General features: G+C 67.4%; 19 protein-coding genes and 1 tRNA gene. 16 read left to right on the top strand and 4 right to left on the bottom strand.

All coding sequences use genetic code 11. The features are described from left to right. Positions 1-379 precede the first annotated feature (379 nt). From G6N61_RS16280 to G6N61_RS16255, 6 genes are all read left to right on the top strand, one after another. Positions 380-1,003, top strand: a complete 624-nt coding sequence (locus tag G6N61_RS16280) for a hypothetical protein (protein ID WP_163919446.1) — start codon at positions 380-382, stop codon at positions 1,001-1,003. A gap of 96 nt (positions 1,004-1,099) precedes the next feature. Further along, the gene (locus G6N61_RS16275) at positions 1,100-1,762 is read left to right on the top strand and encodes a recombinase family protein (protein WP_163919445.1); all 663 of its coding nucleotides are present in this window, start codon (positions 1,100-1,102) and stop codon (positions 1,760-1,762) included. After that, positions 1,759-1,968, top strand: a complete 210-nt coding sequence (locus G6N61_RS16270) for a hypothetical protein (RefSeq protein WP_163919444.1) — start codon at positions 1,759-1,761, stop codon at positions 1,966-1,968. The genes G6N61_RS16275 and G6N61_RS16270 overlap by 4 nt, the downstream gene beginning before the upstream one ends. Before the next feature lie 78 nt (positions 1,969-2,046). Next, complete coding sequence (locus tag G6N61_RS16265) at positions 2,047-3,480, top strand: tyrosine-type recombinase/integrase (RefSeq protein ID WP_163919443.1); 1,434 nt, start codon at positions 2,047-2,049, stop codon at positions 3,478-3,480. A 46-nt stretch (positions 3,481-3,526) separates the two neighbouring features. Then, entirely contained in the window at positions 3,527-3,976 is a 450-nt protein-coding gene (locus G6N61_RS16260; RefSeq protein ID WP_163919442.1) for an EVE domain-containing protein, read from the top strand. Between the two features lie 164 nt (positions 3,977-4,140). Then, complete coding sequence (locus G6N61_RS16255) at positions 4,141-4,986, top strand: DNA adenine methylase (protein ID WP_163919441.1); 846 nt, start codon at positions 4,141-4,143, stop codon at positions 4,984-4,986. On the opposite strand, the gene G6N61_RS16250 is transcribed toward G6N61_RS16255, so the two are convergent. Next, on the bottom strand, positions 4,983-5,765 hold the full coding sequence (locus G6N61_RS16250; protein ID WP_163919440.1) for a hypothetical protein: 783 nt from the start codon (positions 5,763-5,765) through the stop codon (positions 4,983-4,985). The two genes, G6N61_RS16255 and G6N61_RS16250, sit on opposite strands and share 4 nt — an antisense overlap. Before the next feature lie 174 nt (positions 5,766-5,939). Beyond that, positions 5,940-6,013: transfer RNA gene (locus tag G6N61_RS16245), tRNA-Gly, on the bottom strand. Positions 6,014-6,099: 86 nt separating this feature from the next. Here G6N61_RS16245 and G6N61_RS16240 point away from each other — a divergent pair. The 6 genes from G6N61_RS16240 to G6N61_RS16215 all read left to right on the top strand — a co-directional run bounded on the left by G6N61_RS16240 (position 6,100) and on the right by G6N61_RS16215 (position 13,760). Further along, positions 6,100-6,870 (top strand): DUF2127 domain-containing protein, encoded by a 771-nt coding sequence (locus G6N61_RS16240; protein WP_163919439.1) that lies wholly within the window; start codon positions 6,100-6,102, stop codon positions 6,868-6,870. Between the two features lie 83 nt (positions 6,871-6,953). Then, positions 6,954-8,450 (top strand): sugar transferase, encoded by a 1,497-nt coding sequence (locus G6N61_RS16235; RefSeq protein ID WP_235887139.1) that lies wholly within the window; start codon positions 6,954-6,956, stop codon positions 8,448-8,450. Between the two features lie 19 nt (positions 8,451-8,469). Further along, a complete protein-coding gene (gene dcd, locus G6N61_RS16230) occupies positions 8,470-9,039 on the top strand; it encodes a dCTP deaminase (protein ID WP_163919438.1) in 570 nt (189 codons plus the stop codon). A 141-nt stretch (positions 9,040-9,180) separates the two neighbouring features. Further along, on the top strand, positions 9,181-10,488 hold the full coding sequence (locus G6N61_RS16225) for an ammonium transporter (protein WP_163919437.1): 1,308 nt from the start codon (positions 9,181-9,183) through the stop codon (positions 10,486-10,488). Between the two features lie 179 nt (positions 10,489-10,667). Continuing rightward, complete coding sequence (locus G6N61_RS16220; protein WP_163919436.1) at positions 10,668-12,317, top strand: DUF7159 family protein; 1,650 nt, start codon at positions 10,668-10,670, stop codon at positions 12,315-12,317. A gap of 102 nt (positions 12,318-12,419) precedes the next feature. Beyond that, positions 12,420-13,760 (top strand): UDP-glucose dehydrogenase family protein, encoded by a 1,341-nt coding sequence (locus G6N61_RS16215; RefSeq protein ID WP_163919435.1) that lies wholly within the window; start codon positions 12,420-12,422, stop codon positions 13,758-13,760. On the opposite strand, the gene G6N61_RS16210 is transcribed toward G6N61_RS16215, so the two are convergent. Further along, complete coding sequence (locus tag G6N61_RS16210) at positions 13,757-14,863, bottom strand: FAD-dependent monooxygenase (RefSeq protein ID WP_163919434.1); 1,107 nt, start codon at positions 14,861-14,863, stop codon at positions 13,757-13,759. The genes G6N61_RS16215 and G6N61_RS16210 overlap by 4 nt on opposite strands. A gap of 71 nt (positions 14,864-14,934) precedes the next feature. On the opposite strand from G6N61_RS16210, the gene G6N61_RS16205 reads away from it, so the two are divergent. The 4 genes from G6N61_RS16205 to G6N61_RS16190 are packed head-to-tail and all read left to right on the top strand — an operon-like array spanning position 14,935 to position 17,979. Further along, positions 14,935-15,540 carry a TetR/AcrR family transcriptional regulator gene (locus G6N61_RS16205; protein ID WP_163919433.1) on the top strand — a complete coding sequence of 202 codons (606 nt, stop codon included), beginning with the start codon at positions 14,935-14,937 and terminating at the stop codon, positions 15,538-15,540. Between the two features lie 16 nt (positions 15,541-15,556). Further along, positions 15,557-15,886, top strand: coding sequence for a DUF1330 domain-containing protein (locus G6N61_RS16200; RefSeq protein WP_179973467.1), 330 nt, complete (start codon positions 15,557-15,559; stop codon positions 15,884-15,886). A 13-nt stretch (positions 15,887-15,899) separates the two neighbouring features. Further along, positions 15,900-17,219 (top strand): cytochrome P450, encoded by a 1,320-nt coding sequence (locus G6N61_RS16195; RefSeq protein ID WP_163919431.1) that lies wholly within the window; start codon positions 15,900-15,902, stop codon positions 17,217-17,219. Between the two features lies 1 nt (position 17,220). After that, on the top strand, positions 17,221-17,979 hold the full coding sequence (locus tag G6N61_RS16190) for a maleylpyruvate isomerase family mycothiol-dependent enzyme (protein ID WP_163919430.1): 759 nt from the start codon (positions 17,221-17,223) through the stop codon (positions 17,977-17,979). 12 nt (positions 17,980-17,991) lie between these two features. On the opposite strand, the gene G6N61_RS16185 is transcribed toward G6N61_RS16190, so the two are convergent. Next, entirely contained in the window at positions 17,992-19,212 is a 1,221-nt protein-coding gene (locus tag G6N61_RS16185; RefSeq protein WP_163919429.1) for a YibE/F family protein, read from the bottom strand. Positions 19,213-19,242: the final 30 nt, after the last annotated feature.

Below are 19,242 nucleotides of genomic sequence, written 5' to 3'. Positions count from 1 at the left end.
GCGCCGACCGCGCCGACGACCGCGCCGAACCGCGCGGACGGCGCGGAGGGAAGCGACTACGCGACGACCGCGCCGACCGCGCCGAGCCCTATAGGGCGCGGAGGCGTAGTCGGCGCGGTCGCGAGGATGACGGCGGGGTCGAACCTACAAAAGAGAACTCGGCGCGGTCGCGCCCCGGCTAGGAAGCCGGTCGCAGGGCCGCCGCAGCGTGGAGCCCAAAAGGCGACCGCAGGAGGTGGCGACCTATGGAGGATGGAAAAGCGCCGATTAGGCAGCCTCACACCCCCGGAACTGCCTCGAAAACCATCGAAGACGCAAAACCGTTGCATAGCAACGACTCTGAAAACCTATGTTAAACAGAGAGATTGGAGGACAAATCGTGCCTAGCGAAGATGTGTACTCGGATGATTGGTGGCTCGATCGCAACGATCAAAACCGTTGCGTAGCAGTACGAAAGAATGGTGAGCGCTGCCTCAAGCCAGCCAACCGCGGCATGACGGTCTGTCGAACACATGGTGGCGCGGCACCCCAGGTCCAGCGCAAAGCCAAGCAACGTCTTGAGCTTGCGGCTGACCGGATGGCCCGCGAACTGCTCGGCATGGCGACGGGTGCTGAATCAGAAGCAGTGAAGCTCAACGCGATTCGCGACGCCTTGGACCGGGCGGGCCTTGGCGCCAAAACCGAGGTCTCAGTGGAACTTAAGCCATACGAACGGCTGATGGGCGATCTATCCGGCGTCGCCTCCATATCCCGTGCCGAGCACCGGGCGATGAACGGTCGCCCATTCGTCGAGCCCGCCGCCCTGGCCCCGCCGATCGACGCAGAGGTAGTCGAACCCGCCGACGAGGACGGCCCCGCCCGCCCCGCCGAGCCGCCCGCGAGCGAGATGCGGGACGCCCGCGAGGGCGAGGACGGCGGCGACGATATGCCGCGCGGTAGCGGGCTGATGACCTTGGAAGAGGCTGCGGAGACCGTACGACATGAGCATGGCTACAGAAGTTAAAATGCCAGTTCAGCGCAAAATAGAAGTTTGCTGCTGGCGTACAGTCGAGGCGTAAGGCGGAACCGAACGGTTACGCCCCAACCCAGGGAGACGAACATGGAATCGAAGCTGTACTTCGGCTACTCGCGCGTTAGTACCGACGAGCAAGCGGACAGCCGCAACGGGCTCGAAGCGCAGCGATCGGCCGTCGACGCCGAGGCCGCGCGGCGTGGCTGGACGGTGGAGCACCTCGCGGACGAGGGCGCAAGCGGCAAGTACATCAACGCCAATCTGCAGGAAGCGTTGCAGTTGCTCGCGTCGGGCCAGGGCGACGGGCTGATCGTGGCGAAGCTCGATCGCTTGGCTCGATCAATCGTCCATGCCGCCAACATTATCGACGCGGCGCAGGCGCAAGGCTGGTCGCTGGTCGTGCTCGATATCAACCTGGACCTGTCGACAGCTGCTGGTCGCATGATGGCGCGGACCGTCGTCAACTTCGCCGAGTACGAGCGCGAGCTCATCAGCGAACGCACCAAGGCGGGCCTCGCCGCCAAGAAGGCACGCGGCGAGCGCATCGGTCGGCCGCGACTCGCGACGGCTGGCGTCGTGCGGCGCATCGTGCTCGACCGCAACGCGGGCCTGAGCTTCGGCCGCATCGCCCGCGCCTTGGAGGCCGAGGCGATCCTGTCGCCCGCTGGCAGGCCGACCTGGCAGCAGTCCACGGTTCGCCGCATCTACCAGAGTGCCACGGCTACAAGCGAATTGGAGGCAGCTTCATGAAGGCGACGTACTACCCGCCACGCAGCCGTGTGGTCGTGTTGCTACCGCGCGACCCGCACACGGGCAAGCGCGGCATGGTCGACAGCACGCGAAACGTCGGCGGCGACATGGAGCACCGCGTGCGGTTCGCGGACGGCGCCACTGCGACCTACTACGCCGAGGAACTGCTTGGCGCTGAAGGCACCCCCGGCCGGAAACAGGGGTAGGGGTGTTTTGGGAGGGCTGCCCTCCCCGCGTAGCGTGCACGAATTTTCCATCAGTATTGAGCAAGGAGCGAGGATCACATGGCCGGGATACAGAAGCGCGTACGCTTGAGCGGCACAACGACTTACGTCGTGCGGTGGTACGCCGCAGACGGCACCGAGCGGAGCAAGGGTGGGTTCCGTACCCGCAAGGACGCCAAGGCGTTCGCGGCGAAGGCCGACGCCGAGACGCTGACGGGCATGGACTTCGACCCCGGCAAAGGCAAGATGCTGTTCCGGGACGCGGCGGCGATCTGGTTGGAGTCGAGAAGGGCCGACACCCGCAACAACGCTGAGAACCACCGCTACGCGCTCGCCCCGGCCGCAACCCGACGCGGCGACGGCAAGACGCTTGGCATTGACGCCGTATTCGGCGGCTACCCGCTCAACAAGATCACCCGCGAGTACATCCAGGCGTGGGTCAACCGGCTCACCGAGGCGGGCAAGAAGCCGTCCACCGTCCGGCATGCGTTCCGGACTGTCCGCATGGTCTTGGAGCAGGCCGTCGTGGATGGCCGGCTGCCCAAGAGCCCCGCCGAGTACATCAAGCTGCCTACCGAGACTGGAACCAACGGGGGCCAGGTCGGCGTAGTCGTGGACCGGGCGCAGTTCCTCACGCCCGCACAGGTTTCCGCCGTCGTCGCGGCGACGCCCTGGCCCTACAACGTCCTGGTTCACGTCGCGGCCTGGGCAGGGTTGCGCGCGGCGGAACTCGGCGGGCTCACCATCGCGAACGTCGAACTGCCAGAACCGCCGTTGAACCCGAACGTCCCGACCAAGCCGGGCACCTTGCGCGTCGAGCAGGCAGCACGCGCAAAGGGTGCGGCCATCGAGTACGGCCCGCTCAAGACCAAGCAGAGCTATCGGCGCGTGCCGCTCACCGCCGAGACGACCGACTTGCTGCGGGACTACCTCGCGGAGCATCCGCGCTCGAACGAGCCGACAGCCCCGCTGTTCCCCGGTACGACGTTGACGCGTCCCCGGACTACCGGAGTACCGACGACGACCGCCGCACCGGGAGCGGCGAATGCGGGCGGTGAAGAGGTGCCGCCGAAGGCCACCGCGAAGGCCCGCGCGCGACGACAGGCGGACGCCTTGGCCGCACTCACCGTGGAGGACGCGGAGAAGCGGTTGGTGCTGGACTGGTCGACGCCGCTGCGCCACGCGACGTTCTATAAGGCCGTCTACCGACCTGCGGTGCTGCGCGCCAACCGGCTGACGCCATCCGCGAAGCTCGACCCCGACCAGTCGTTCCACTCGCTCCGCCACACGTACGCGAGCCTCTGTCTCGCGGCGGGCATCCGGCCCATCGACATCGCCGAACTCATGGGCCATCGAGACGTCAAGACGACGCTGACCGTCTACGCCCACCTGATCAACACCGACGACCACACCGGGAACATGACCGCCCTGGGCGCTCTTGCCGCCCCGGCCCAGGATCCCAGCTACAGCAATGTGATTCCGCTACACGGTTGAGCATTGGGAGGTTAAAGCCGAGGTCGCGGGCGTAGGGTCTGTCGGCATGACCTGGTTTGTCTGCACGATCTCCAAGGGTGAACCCGAGAACTGGGACCTCTGCAAGTCGACCGAGTTGTGGGGCATTCCTGGGAAGTCGAAGTTGGGATTTACTGCAAAGGAAGGGGACCACCTTCTCTTCTGGCTGGGCGGCCGTGGCTACGCAGGGATCGGCACGGTGACGGGTGAAGCTCGGGTTGCTAAGCGAAGCAGTGAAATTCCGTGGGCGGGCGGCCTCGCACGGTGGTCTTACCTCATCCCCATCCGCTTCGATCTAGAGGTCAAACAGCCTCTGTTCATCGGGTTCGTTCGGAGCCACCAGCACGAGACCGATTTCACCTTGGACAAGTTCCAGCGCGGCTTCGCGCCGGTTCCCGACGAGCCAGCCGAGATGATCGCCGAACGCCTTCGGTCACGCAGCGTCGACGAGCGTGCGATTGGGACGTCTCAGTCGTAGCTGCGCCAGGGTTGAATTCGAACACATGTTCGAGTACTCTGACTGCAACTAACTCTGCCGGAAACGGCGAGTCGTACACAGCGCGCGGCCTATCGGCAGCGGTAGGTTCCTAGCACGTGGTGCCAGCGAGTCGGCGTGGCAGACCAACGAGAGGATCGGCATCGGTGGCGAAGGTCGGAGTAAACGGGGCTATTGCAGAGACGCTCTCGCTTATCGAAGTGAAGGCCGCGCCTGCGCGGCCCTCACCGGCAGTATTGCGATATCCGGGATCGAAGTGGTCGCTTGCGGGCGCGATCATTCAGCACTTTGGACCGCACTACCACTACGTTGAGCCGTTCTTCGGGAGTGGTGCGGTGTTCTTCTCGAAGGACCCATCACCGCACGAGGTCATCAACGACACGAATGGCTCAGTCGTCAATTTGTTCCGCGCGCTTCGCGACCATACTGAAGATCTCTGCTGGGCACTGGAAGCAACACCGTGGTCACGTGATGAATACGTCGACTCGGACGTTCCGACCGGCGACCCGGTGGAGGACGCGCGACGATTCGTGGTGCGGTGCTGGCAAGCGCATGCGAGCGACCTCGCGAAGAAAACCGGTTGGAAGAGTCGCGGAGTCAAACAGCGGGCAGGCGGGATGAGCCACCGCTGGCAGAAGGTCCCAGACCAACTACGAGTACTTGCCTGGCGGCTCAGCGACGCGGAGATTGATCACCGCCCAGCAATCGAAGTCATCAAACGGCACGCGGGCGCAGACTGCCTGATCTACGCGGACCCGCCTTACGTCCATAGCTCGCGGACGCAGACGATGTATGGGTTCGAGATGACGGACGACGAGCACGTTGAGTTGCTCGACACTCTTCGCGCGCACCCGGGGCCGGTAGTCCTAAGTGCCTACGCGACAGACCTTTACGCTGGGATGCTGTCCGATTGGACTACTTACGAATTGAAGCCGCCCAAAGTCGAGAAGGGTGCCGCACGCACAGAAGTTTTGTGGGTGAAACCCGCCTAAGTATCGCCGAAGCCTTCGGGCCAGAGCTCTGGGAAGTACTCCTGAGCGCGCTGGGAGGGAGATCCGACAGGCGGCTTCTCCAAGGTGAAAGCCGCTGACATCCAATCCGCCCAGTGAAGTGGTGGGTAGTACTTCAGCTGGCCGCCCGAGTTCATATAGCACTGCCATAAGCGATGGCGTCGGCCATTGTCGTCGATGTAGCCGTTGAGCGACGCGCCTTCAATGAGCCATTCGACCTCGCCCTTGGGATTCGCCACTTTGAGGGTCAGTGGGAAGGAAATCAGCTGGAACTGCGTCCAAGGATTGTTATGCGCGAGAATGACGTATTTGCTTTGCGGTACGTCGATGCCTTCTGACTCGGCGAGGTGCCAGCCGGTCACCTGGTCCACGATTTCGGGGCCGGCCAACATCGGTTCTGTTACCCAATTGATCTGCTTATCGAGTAGGTTCTGCCGAAATTTTGCTGCCGAATTGGCAAGCTCCATGAAGCTGCACTTATTGCGTTCCGGCTGGATCTTCGACATCTTGGCGGACAGCCCGTACGGCAGCGGCGACGCCGGGACGATTACGTCGAAAATGCCCTTGTTCTCCGTTGTGACGCCGTTGGTAACGGCAGCCAGCGCGCGCTCGAAGTCGCGAAAGCCCGGCATGGTTTCCCCGGTGCTCTTCAGCACAACCTGGCCGCTGCCGTCTCTGTAGGTGCTGAGGATGAGTCTCAGCGCCGTCATCTCTTCTGCGTTAAGCCCACGATCACGAAGCGGTAGGCCGTCGTCTGCCATCTGGTAAACCCCCATCCGCGCGGCGTCGGAGAGGCGGCGTCGCGGCATGGCGAGTATGCCAGGCCATTCATAGCTATCGCCACGGTGGCAGGCGCTGCCCTTCGGTCTACGGGACCGATACGGGACCGCGAGCCGATCGCGCCGAGGTCAAACGGACGAACGCCCTGGAAGATGTGGAGCCGATGACGGGAATCGAACCCGCGTATTCAGCTTGGGAAGCTGATGTTCTGCCATTGAACTACATCGGCTTGGGACGTCCGTGGCGCTCCATCCTGCAGTGAGCATACAGTCGCCCGGTCGGACGCTGCTGTCGCGTCGGGAAGGATGAACCTCGGTGTCGACACCTCGCAGCACCCGACGCTGGGAGCTGCTCTTCTGCGCGTTCGCGGGCCACGCCACGTTCGCACCCGACGACCCGACGCTCTCGGACAGGCTGCACGGCACGACCGGCGTCGGCGAGGCGTGGCGGTGCCTGCGCTGCGGCGACTTCGCACTCGGGCCGGCCCTCGCCACGGGCCCGACGAGCGCGGCGCCGAAGATTTTGCGCGGCAAGGCGCTACGGCAGGTGGTGATCGTCCGGGTGCTGGCGGTCGAGCGCCTCATCCGCGCACTGCTGCTCGCACTGGCCGCGTGGGGCGTCTGGAAGTTCCGCGACGAGCAGCTGTCGCTGCAGGCGGTATTCGACCGTGATCTGCCGCTGCTACGACAGTCCGGCTTCCGTGTCGACGAGATGAGCCTCGTCCACACCGTCGAGAAAGCGCTTGCTGCACCACCTTCGACGCTCGCGCTGCTGGTCGCCGCGCTCGGCGCGTACGCCGTTCTCGAGTTGATCGAGGCGGCCGGGCTGTGGCTACTCAAGCGGTGGGGCGAGTACTTCGCCGTCGTCGCCACTTCGGTGTTCCTGCCGCTGGAGGTCTACGACCTAGCCAATGGCGTCACGATCACCCGCGTCCTGACCTTTGCCGTCAACGTCGCCGCCGTGGTCTACCTGCTGGTGTCGAAGCGATTGTTCGGCCTCCGTGGCGGGCGCGCGGCCTACGAAGCCGAACGGCGCGGAGAGCAACTCCTCGACCTCGAGCGCGCCGCTGCGACAAGGCCGACGTAGCGGCTTCCTCCGTTCGGCTGCCGAATGGCGCCCGGCACCGCACCATTGCGTCGGCAAGTAATTCGACGAATGGGTGACGCTTGGTGCTCGAGACGCCCGACGGGTCCGACGCAGGCCCCGACGTGGGCCGGTCCTACCGTTCCCGTCGCGAGCAGTGGCAGGCCGAGTATGTGCGCAACCTGCGCGTAAGCGACGTCGTCGTGCTCGGTGCCGCATTTGCGACCGCCGACGGGATTCGGTTCGGCCTATTTGGCAGCGCCCGCGAACTCGCCTGGTCCGCTCTTTCCGGCATCGACTACTCCGTCGTCGGTGTCGTGCTCGCGGGACTTTGGTTGACACTGCTTGCGGTCGTCGGCAGTCGCTCGCGCCGCATTCTCGGTCACGGCACGGAGGAGTACCGCCGGGTCGTCTCGTCGGCGCTGGTGCTGTTCAGCCTGGTCGCCTTCCTTTCCCTGGTCTTCAACATCGACCCGGCCAACGGCTACATCGCGATCGCGCTGCCCGTCGGCTTGCTCGGCCTGCTCGCCAACCGCGGAATGTGGCGCTCGTATGCCGCCCGGCAACGGGTCAAGGGTCGCTATCAGACGTCATTGCTGGTCGTTGGGCGTGAATCGGCCGCCATCGACATCGCCAACAAGTTCGTCCTCGATGCCCGGCTCGGCTACGAAGTCGTCGGCCTCTGCACGCCCACGGCTCCGTCTGTGGACGCAACGCTGGTCGGCTCTCGTCACGTACCGTTCGTCGGCACCGACCGCGCCGTCCTCGACGCGGTACAGGCCAGTGGGGCCGACACGGTGGCACTCTCGCCCACTGACCACCTGAACCCGTTGGCGATTCGACGGCTCATATGGGACCTGGAGGCCTTTGGCATCGACCTCATCGTCGCCGCGGGACTCATGGACGTCGCGGCAGAACGAATCAGGAGTCAGCCGGTCGCGGGAATGGCCATGCTGCTCATCGACGAGCCGCAGTACGACCAGGCCAACGCGTGGGGAAAGCGCGTCTTCGACGTCGCCTTCGCGGCCACGGCGCTGCTGTGCGCCGCCCCGCTGCTGGCGATTGCCTTTGTCTTGATCAAGGTCACCAGCCGCGGTCCGGCCTTCTACGTGGCTGAGCGAGTCGGCATGGGCGGCAACGTCTTCGGCATGCTCAAGTTCCGCAGCATGGTCGTCGGCGCCGACGCGCAGCTGCCCGGCATGCTGGCGGCGGCCGGGCACGATGGGCTGTACTTCAAGGTCAAGGACGACCCGCGCGTCACCCGGGTCGGGCGAATCCTGCGGAAGTTCAGCATCGACGAGCTACCGCAGTTCCTGAACGTGCTCGCTGGCGACATGAGCGTCGTCGGTCCGCGCCCGCAGTCCCCGGAAGAGGTCACGACCTACGACGACCTGGTCCGGCGTCGGCTGCTGGTCCGCCCGGGTCTGACGGGCCTGTGGCAGGTGAGCGGTCGATCCGACGTCCCTGCGGAGGACGCGACCCGGTTCGATCTGTCCTACGTCGAGAACTGGTCGATGGCCCAAGACCTGGTCATCATCGGCCGCACCGTGGCGGTGGTGCTGCGCGGACGCGGCGCATACTGACAGGGTTAGGCTTCGTCGCGTGCTGCTCTCCGATCGCGACATCCGCGCCGAGATCACCGCCGGCCGGCTGGGCATCGACCCGTTCGACGACGGCATGATCCAGCCCTCCAGCGTCGACGTCCGGTTGGACAACCTGTTCCGCGTCTTCAACAACACGCGCTACACCCACATCGACCCGGCGCTGCGCCAGGACGACCTCACCACGCTCGTCGAGCCCAAGGAAGACGAACCGTTCGTGCTGCACCCGGGGGAGTTCGTCCTGGGATCCACGCTCGAACGGTGCACGCTGCCCGACGATCTCGCGGGCCGCCTCGAGGGCAAGTCGTCGCTGGGGCGTCTCGGCCTGCTCACTCACTCGACGGCGGGGTTCATCGACCCGGGGTTCAGCGGCCACATCACCCTCGAGCTGTCGAACGTCGCCAACCTGCCGATCACGCTCTGGCCGGGCATGAAGATCGGCCAGCTGTGCCTGCTGCGCCTGTCCAGCCCCGCCGAGCACCCGTACGGCAGCTCGAAGGTCGGGTCGAAGTATCAGGGCCAGCGCGGGCCGACGCCGTCGAAGTCCTACCTGAACTTCGTCAAGCACTGACCGACCCGACGAGTCTGGGCCTCGTGCACGTGAAGCGCCCCGTTTGCGTACGTAAGGCCCATACTCGCGGGTGAACCTGCGGTAACACGCCGGAAACACATTCGCCGCGCCGTCGAAACCCGCGGGCGACATTCTCGCCGAATGCAAGAACTCGATCCCGCAGCGACGGCATGGTTGCTGGTCGCCACCGCCATGGTCCTGTTAATGACGCCCGGCCTGGCGATCTTCTACGGCGGCATGGTGCGCACCACCGGCGTGCTGAACATGATCATGATGAGCTTCATCTCGATCCCCCTGGTGACGGTCGCGTGGCTGCTGTTCGGCTACACCCTGGCCTTCACCGGCGACGGAGCCGGCGGATTGATCGGCACGCTCGAGCACATGGGCCTGGCCGGGATCGCCCCCGACGACCTGCACGGCAGCGTGCCGGAGCTGCTGTTCGCGACGTTCCAGCTGACCTTCGCGATCATCACCGCGGCGCTCATCTCCGGTGCGATCGCCGACCGCGCCAAGTTCGCCGCGTGGGTGTTGTTCGTGCCGATCTGGACGGTCGCCGTCTACGCCGTCGTCGCGCACTGGGTCTGGGCGCCGGGCGGCTGGCTGTTCAAGCTCGGCGCACTCGACTACGCCGGCGGGCTGGTCGTCGAAATCGTCTCGGGTGCATCGGCATTGGCGCTAGCCCTGGTCCTCGGGCCGCGCATCGGGTTCAAGAAGGACGCGATGCGACCGCACAACCTGCCGTTCGTGCTGCTGGGCGTCGGGTTGCTGTGGTTCGGTTGGTTCGGCTTCAACGCGGGCTCGGCGCTCGCCGCCAACGGCACCGCGTCGGCGATCTTCCTCAACACCCTCGTAGCCGGATGCCTCGGCATGCTCGGCTGGCTGGGCGTCGAGCAGGTCCGCGACGGGCGACCGACGACGTTCGGCGCCGCGTCCGGCGTGGTGGCCGGGCTCGTCGCGATCACCCCGTCGTGCGGAACGGTCAACACTCTCGGCGCCGTCGTCGTCGGCCTCCTCGCCGGCATCGTCTGCTCGTTCGCGATCGGGCTGAAGTTCCGCTTCGGCTACGACGACTCGCTCGACGTCGTCGGCGTGCACTTCGTCGGCGGCGTGGTCGGTGTGCTGCTGATCGGCTTGCTCGCCACGTCGGTGATGACCGGCGGACCCGAGGGGCTGCTCTACGGCGGAGGGGTCACTCAGCTCGGCAAGCAGGCGCTGGGAGCAGTGGTGGTCGCGGCGTACGCGTTCGGAGTCTCCTACGGCCTCGCGAAGCTGATCGACCGTCTCATCGGCTTCCGTGTCAGCGCCGACGACGAGACCACCGGCGTCGACTTCACCCAGCACGCGGAGACGGCCTACGCCGAGGGTGTGCACGGCCACCTGCCGTCGCGTCGACCCGGCACGCTGGGTGACTTGGGCGCCCCTCGGCGGGAAGCTGCCGACGAGAACTGAGGTGCCGCTCGACGCTCCATCCGAGTAGCCTCGAATGCGGGTCGTCGACGGGTGCGCAGCTAACGGTGTCGTGTGTAACGACGCTGCTGGTCGCGGCGATGAAACATCTAGTCGGCGGCTCGCCGGTGAGGGGTCGTCAGGGCGACTCACGAAGCGCAGCAAACACTTTGGAGGAGTCAGTGGACATCGTACTGGGTGTGTCGTTGACACCTAAGACGGTCCGCATGGTGCTGGTCGAAGGCGAAAAGGGTGACGGTGCCATCGTCGACCACGACACGTTCGACGTGTCGGGTGGCGAGGGCTCAGCAACCGCGAACGTGACCGATGAATTGGTCTCCGCGGTGCTCGGAACCCAGGAGAGCGCGACCGAGGGCGGCCATGTACTGAAGGCGATCGGCGTCACCTGGAGTGACCGCACCGAGGCCGCCGCACTGCGCGACGGGCTGACCGCGCGCGGCATCACCGACGTGATGCTGGTGTCCGAACTGCACGCCGCGGGCGCACTCGCGCAAGCCGCTGGTCGCGCCGTCGGGTACGAGAGCACCGGCCTGCTGTTCATCGACCGCGACACCGCGACGCTGTCGGTGGTGCGCAGCGACGACGGCTCGATCGTCAAGGTCCTCAGCCGCAGCCTGCACAGCACCGACGCACTCGCTGTGCTCGCCGAAATGGTCGCCGCGGTGGAGCGCCAGGACACGTCGCCCCAGGGCATGTTCGTCGTGGGCGCCGGGGTCGACATCGCGTCGGTCAAGGCGCACCTGGCCGATCTCGTCTCCATCCCCGTCAACGCGCCCGATGAATCGGGTCTCGCCCTCGCGCGCGGCGCCGCACTCGCGGCCGCCAACGCGCCCGCCTTCGACGCCACCACCGCCGGTCTGGCCTACGCGCTGGACCCCGACGGCGCCACTGCAGGCAACGAGTCCGTCGGACTGGCGAACGCCAGCACGCAGATGGCCCCGGTCGGCGGGGTTGCCGCCGTCGCCGCCGCGTCCCCGTACCAGGCCTACTCCGACGTCGATCCCGCCTACGACGACCTCGAGGTCGACGCCCCCCGCGTCGAGGAGGGCCGCAAGCCGTTCCTGCTCGTCGGCAGTGCGCTGACGTCGATCTTCGTGCTCGGCGTCGTCGCCCTGGTGATCTCGCTGGCCGTAAGCATCAGGCCGACCGCCGATCAGCGGCCCAGCCCGGGCCAGGCCGCGATTATCCCCAGCGTCGTGCCGCCCGCGGCACCGCCGCCCGCGCCGGAGGCGGCCAAGCCAGCTGCGCCTGCGCCGCCGCCTGCCGAGACGATCAAGGCGCCGGTCCCCGTGGTGCAGCAGGCACCGGCCGCGCCCCCGCGCACGGTGTTCGTCGAACCGCCACAGGCCCCGGCACCTGCGCCTGCCGCACCGCCACCCGCACCCGCAGCACCCCCGCCCGCGCCGCCCGTCGTCGCGCCGGTGGTTCCGCCGGTCGCGGTGCCGCCCGTCTGGCAGCCGCCGGTGTGGCAGCCGCCCGTGCAGCAGCGCCCGATCTGGCAGCCGCCGTGGCAGCAGCAGTGGCCGCAGCGTCCGCCGCGGGACTACGACGACTATCAGCCGCAGCGCCCGCCGTGGCAGCCCCCGTGGCAGCCGCCGCAGCAGACCCAGGATCCCGAGCCGCCGGTGTGGCAGCCGCCCTGGCAGCCGCAGCGACCGTCGCGCGACGAGCCGGAGTTCGAGTGGCCGTCGCAGGACAACGGCAACAACAACCGAAATGGCAACGACAACGGTTCGGGCCGTGGTTCGTCGGAGGGCTCCGGCGGATCGCAGGCGCCCGGGGCGAACTGCTTCCTGATCTTCTGCTCGTAGGCCGCTCCCACCGGGGAGTCCACCTCCATTCGTCACCGAACGTTGGTCTGCCGATCAGTGTCGCGTAGCGGCTAGCTCACGGCGCTGGCATATCCAAGGTGCATGCGATGCACAGTGTTCGGCACGGGCTACCTCGGCGCGACACACGCCGCCGGCATGGCCGAACTCGGTCACGAGGTGATCGGCGTCGACGTCGACCCCGGCAAGATCGCAAAGCTCGCGTCCGGCGACATCCCGTTCTACGAACCCGGGCTGCGCAAGATGCTGCGGGAGAACCTCGAGGCGGGCCGGCTTCGGTTCACCACCGACTACGACGCCGCGGTCGAGTTCGCCGACGTGCACTTCCTCGGTGTCGGCACGCCGCAGAAGAAGGGTGAGTACGGCGCCGACCTGCGGCACGTCCACGCGGTCATCGATACGCTGGTCCCGCGACTGCGCCGCTCGTCGGTGATCGTCGGCAAGTCGACCGTGCCGGTCGGGACGGCCGCCGACCTGACGGTGCGTGCCCGCGCGATCGCGCCCGAGGGCGTCGACGTCGAGATCGCATGGAACCCGGAGTTCCTCCGCGAGGGATACGCCGTGCACGACACACTGCACCCCGACCGCATCGTCTTTGGCGTACAACCAGATTCGCACCGCGCCGAGAAACTGCTGCGCGAGCTGTACGCGCCTATCCTGGCCGACGAGGTGCCGTTCCTGGTCACCGACCTGCAGACCGCGGAACTGGTGAAGGTCTCGGCCAATGCGTTCCTCGCCACCAAGATCTCGTTCATCAACGCGATCTCCGAGGTGTGCGAGGCCGTGGACGCCGACGTCACGCTGCTGGCCGATGCGCTGGGGTACGACCCCCGCATCGGGCGCCGATTTCTCAACGCCGGACTGGGATTTGGCGGGGGCTGCCTACCGAAGGACATCCGGGCGTTCATGGCCCGGGCCGGCGAACTGGGCGCCAACCACGCCCTGACCTTCCTGCGCGAGGTGGACGGCATCAACATGCGCCGCCGCACCCGCATGGTCGAACTCACCACGAAGGCGTGCGGGGGATCGCTGCTCGGCGCCAACGTCGGCGTGCTGGGAGCGGCGTTCAAGCCCGAGTCCGACGACGTCCGCGACTCACCCGCCCTCAACGTGGCGGGCCTGCTGCAGCTCAACGGCGCGACCGTCAACGTGTACGACCCGCAGGCGATGGACAACTCCCGGCGGGTGTTCCCGACGCTGAACTACTCGACCTCGGCGCTCGAGGCTTGCGAGCGCGCCGACGCGGTCCTGGTCCTCACCGAGTGGCAGGAGTTCGTCGACCTCGATCCGCAGGAGCTGGCGGCCACGGTGCGCGCGAAGGTGGTCGTCGACGGCCGCAACTGCCTGGACGTCGCGAAGTGGCAGGCCGCGGGTTGGCGGGTGCACGCGCTCGGGCGGCGGATCGCCGAAGTCGAGGCGCACTAGCGCGACGCCGTCCGGAGGCGCTCGTTGCGGGCGTCGATGGCCTCCGGCGTCGGCGGCGCGAGGAGGTCGCCACCGGGTGCGGCCGTGGCTTGCGCCCGCAGTACGTGCGGCCGTTGCAACCGTTCGTACTGGGCGAAGGCGCGCTCGACGTCGTCGGGGTGCTCGCGCAGCGCCTCGGCCAGGAACCAGGCCCCGGTCAGCGCCAGACTGGTGCCCCGTCCCGAGAGCGGGGAAGCGCAGTACGCGGCGTCGCCGACGAGGACGGCCCTGCCGCGGTGCCACGCGTCCATGTCGATCTGGCTGACCGAATCGAAGTACAGTTCGGCATCGGCGAGCGCGGCCTCGAGCAGCTCGCCGACCCGCCAGTCCCGTTGTCCGGCAAAGACATCGGTCAGGATCCTCTTCTGCGCGTCGAGGTCGCGGTAGTCGTAGTCGATCCACGGTGATCGAAAGAGGAAGACCGCCAACGCCTTGTCCTGGTATCCGGTGATTCCGGACATCAGGCCCGGGAGGTTGAACATCGAATTGCGGCCGTCTCTGCGGGCCCGAGGGGGCAGGGCGGCGATTGCGGTGTAGAAGCCGAGGTGCCGGAGGAATAGGTGCTCCGGGCCGAAGACGAGGCGGCGGGTGGCGGAGTGCATCCCGTCGGCGCCCACCACCAGATCGAAGCGATCGCTCGTCCCGGACGAGAAGCGTACGTCGACACCCGCACCGTCGTCGTGCAGTTCGACGATCGACTCACCGAAGATCAGAGGCGTCGCCGCGGGCAGCGCCGCACGCAGGATGGTGACGAGGTCCTCGCGGGGTATTTCGACGTCGCCCGCGGTGTCGTTGACCTCGTCGGCGGCCAGCTCGGCGAGGATGCGGTCGGACGCGTCGACGAACTCGATGCGTTCACTCATGCCGATGCGGCGCGCCCGAATCTGGCCCAGCACGCCCATCTCCTCGGCCACGCCGATCGACTCACCGCGGATGTCGATCGGAGACCCGTTGACGCGCAGGTGATCCGACCGCTCGACGAGGGTCACATCGTGCCCTCCGGCGACGAGGTCGATGCCGGCGCTCAGCCCGGCAACACCACCTCCTGACACGAGAATCCGCATGACTGCCTCCTTGGCCTAGAAATAAGATACGGTCTGTACCCAAGAACTAGATCTACCACATAGGAGACATTTTGTCCCTTACGGAGTCGAAGGAGCCTCAACGGCGGCGCGGCAAGGCACTCGAAGAGGCGCTGCTGGATGCGGCATGGGCCGAGGTGAACGACGTGGGATACGACGCCTTCACCATCGATGCCGTCGCGGCGCGAGCCGGCACCAGCCGTGCGGTGCTCTACCGCCGCTGGCCCAACAAGCAGGAACTCATGCGTGCCGCAATCGAACACATGGTGGCCACGGACCCCGTGCCCGAACCGGACACCGGCACCCTGCGCGGCGACGTCCTCGCGATCCTTCGGGGGGCCAATCACCGGCGCGTGCACCTGGCGATTCAGTTCGTCGGTCACCTGGGTCCGTACCACCGGGCGACCGGGTCGAGTCTGGGTGACGTGGCCATGGCCACGCAGGCGGAGGGTGAATCGCTGCTGGAGCGCGCGCTCGCCAAGGCCGTCGCTCGCGGTGAGATCGACGAAGGTCGGGTCTCACCCCGCATCGCGCGCCTGCCTGGTGACCTGTTCCGCTACGAGGTCATGTTCACTCTGCAACCGGTGAGCGATGAGGCAATCGTCGAGATCGTCGACACGATCTTTCTGCCGCTCGTCCTGCGTGGCGCCGGGAGCTAGGTCGTACCGTGGCCGTGTGACGGTATACGCACTCAACCTGTTCGACGTCGCCGACCGAGACGAGTACACGGCCTACTCCAAGCGATCGGTCGCCGAGGTCGCGCGCCACGGCGGCCGCGTGGTGGCCCTCGGCAAGTTCCGCGAGTCGATCCTCGACGACGGCGTGGCGCCCAGGCAGGTGATGATCCTGGTCGAGTGGGATGACAAGGACGCCTTCGACGGCTACCGGAACGACGCCACGCTCGCCGACCTGCACGCACACCGCGAGAACGGTTCCTCGTCCTACGTGTGGCACCTGTTCGATCGGTTGGATGATCTCCGCCCCGTACTTAAGCTCGATTCATGACGGGGCTCGATTCATGACGGCGAGGCAGCGGCTGCACTGGTTCGCCCTGCACGGGGTGATCCGCGGACTGGCGTCGTTCGGAGCGCGGCGCGGGGAACCGCAGGGCCGACTCATCGCCGATCCGACCGTGCGCGCCGACCCCGGCGGCTTCGCCGACGAGCTGCGCGCACGCGGGCGGCTGGTCCGCGGGCGCGCCGCCTGGCTGACGCCCGATCACGCACTGGCGCACCAGCTGCTGCGGTCCGACGACTTCGCCGTCACGGCGATCGGCAAGACCCTGCCCGGCCCGCTCGGCTGGGTCGAACAGAAGACCATGGTCAAGGGCAGGCTGCACCCGCTGCTGCCACCGTCCATGCTGTCCGTCGAGCCGCCCGAGCACACCCGCTACCGCAAGACGGTGTCATCGGTGTTCACCACCAGAGCCGTTGCGGCACTTCGCGATCGGGTACAGCAGGCGGCGACGACGCTGATGGACGACATCGATGCCGATGGTGGCGGCACCGTCGACATCGTCGAACGCTACTGCTCACAGCTGCCGGTGACGGTCATCGGCGACATCATCGGAGTGCCCGACCACGACCGGCCGCGCATCCTGGAGTACGGCGAACTCGCGGCGCCCAGCCTCGACATCGGATTGTCGTGGGAGCAGTACCAGCGCGTTGAAGCGGGACTCGACGGATTCAACACCTGGCTCACCGAGCACATCGGGCGGTTGCGCGCGAATCCCGGCGACGACCTGATGAGCCAGCTGATCGACGCCAGCGACGACGGTGCACGGCTCGACGACGAGGAGCTGCTGGCGACGGCGGGACTGGTGCTGGCCGCCGGGTTCGAGACGACGGTCAACCTGCTCGGCAACGGCATCCGGATCCTGCTCGAGCATCCCGATCAGCTCCGGCTGCTGCTGGCCGAACCCGATCGCTGGCCGATGGCGGTGGAGGAGATCCTGCGACTCGAATCCCCGGTGCAGCTCAGCGCGCGCTTGGCCAAGACAGACACCGAGGTTGCGGGCCGCACGGTCAAGGAAGGCGAACTCGTCATCCTCTATCTGGCCGGCGCGAATCGGGACCCCGAGGTGTTCAGCGATCCGCACCGCTTCGACATCACCCGCGAGAACGCGGGCAAGCACCTGTCGTTCTCCGGGGGCAGGCACTTCTGCCTCGGCGCGGCGCTGGCCCGAGCCGAGGGCGAAGTGGGGCTGCGCACGTTCTTCGAGCGCTACCCAGAGGCGTCGCTGGCGGGTGCGGGCAGTCGTCGCGATACGCGCGTGCTTCGGGGGTGGGCGACGTTGCCGATCAGCCTTGGGCAGGCGCGTGCGGCGGTACGTTCCTAGGGTGGACTTTCGAGCAGCCCTGATCGAGGAGACCCAGGCCTTCGGCGACGTGTTGCGCGGTGCCCCCGCGTCCTGGGACGACGTGTCCGTGCCGACCTGCCCCGGCTGGAGTCTCAACCAGCTGTTGAAACACGTCGGCCGCGGCAACCGATGGTGCGCGCAGATCATCGACGAGCGCCGCAACGAGCCGTTGGACCCGCGCGAGGTCCGCGACGGCAAGCCGCCCGAGGATCACGACGGTGCCATCGACTGGCTCAACGCCGGCGCTCAGAAGGTGCTCGACGCCGTCGACCACGTCGGTGGCGGTGCCAGGGTGTGGACGTTCGTCGGGTCGAAGCCGGCGGGATGGTGGGTCCGGCGGCGGGTGCACGAGGTCACGGTGCATCGCGCCGACGCGGAACTGGCCCTGGGACAGGACTTTCGGCTGTCCCCGGAGTTGGCGGCCGACGCCGTGTCCGAGTGGATCGACCTGGCCACCTCCCGAGCCGACCGGCACGCGCCGCCGCTGCGGCGGGGTACGACGCTGCACCTGCACGCCACCGACGACGGTCTGGGCCCGACCGGCGAGTGGACCATCGTGCACGACGAGGACGGCGTCAACTGGTCGCACGACCACGCCAAGGGTGAGGCCGCCGTGCGCGGTCGGGCAGTCGACCTCTTGCTCGGCATCACCAGACGGCGGGACCTGAGCGACGGTGGCCTCGAGGTGTTCGGGGACCAGGCCGTATGGGACGAGTGGTTGGCCCGCACGCCGTTCTAGGCGGCGCTGAGGTCAGGCGCGCTGCGGCGTAGCGAGGATCGCGGCGATGCCCGTGGTCAGTGGCACCGACAGCGCCAGCGCGATGCCGCCGACCGCCGATCGCGCGATCTCGATGGCCACGCTCTCGCTGGTCAGCACGTCGCCCAGCGACCGGTTCGCCACGCTGAACAACAGCAGCAGCGGCAGTGCGCTGCCCGCGTATGCCAGGACCAGGGTGTAGACGGTGCTGGCGATGTGATCGCGGCCGACGCGCATGGCGCCGGTGAAGATGGTGCGCCGGTTGGCGCCCGTCTCGGCGAGTTCGAAGGCCGTCGACGCCTGGGTGACCGTGACGTCGTTCAGCACGCCGAGCGAGCCGATGATGAACCCGGCCAACAGGAGTCCGGTGATCGATACGCCGCCCAGATAGGCGGCCACCTCGTTGTTCTGATCCTCCGAGAGGCCGGTGAGATGCGCGAGTTCGATTGCGCCCCAGGACAGGACCCCCGCGAGGAGCAGCGAGGCGAGGGTTCCGAGCAGCGCGGCGCTGGTGCGCAGGCTCACGCCGTGCGCGAGATAGATGACGGCGTAGAGGATGACCGACGACGCGACCAGTGACACCGGCACCGCGGGTGCACCGTCGCGCAACGCGGGCAGCAGGAAGACGACCAGCACGGCGAAGGCCACGACGATGCCCACCATCGCCCGCAGTCCCCGCCAACGGGCGACGGCCACGACCACCACCGCGAACACCGCGGCCAGTGCGACGAGCGCCCACGACCGTTCGAAGTCGTAGAACGAGTAGGTGGTCGCACCGTTCTGATCGACCTGCCTGCTGAGCCGCAGATCGTCGCCGACGAGCAGCTGCGGCTGCCCCGGCCCGCCGCTGAACTCGAGCACGGTGTTGGCGCCCTTGTTGGGGCCGGAGTCGATCTCGACGAGCGATTGGACGCACTGCCCGCCGCCGGGCGGGGCCATCGTCGGGTCGGACGTGAGCACGGCGCCCGCAGACGGGCTGCCGCAGTCCGCCAGCCCGCTCGAGAGGACGTGGCCCGCCTCGGTGGTGACGGCGCCGCCCGCCGCGTTCTGGAAGGGCAGGGGGATGTCGACCTTCTGCTGGCTGGGCCACAGCAGGGCCGCGCCGACGATGGTGGTCAGTCCGATCGCGATCAGCAGGCCGACGACGATCCTGGCCGCCAGCGGTCCCAGCGGAGCCGGCCCGGATGGAAGCGAGTGCGAGTGCGAATGGGCCACCCGGTCAGGGTAGAGGTGGTGGTTGGGCGC

Source organism: Mycolicibacterium arabiense (assembly GCF_010731815.2).
In the GTDB taxonomy this organism is placed as follows: domain Bacteria; phylum Actinomycetota; class Actinomycetes; order Mycobacteriales; family Mycobacteriaceae; genus Mycobacterium; species Mycobacterium arabiense.
This window is presented reverse-complemented; position numbering and strand designations above follow the sequence as displayed.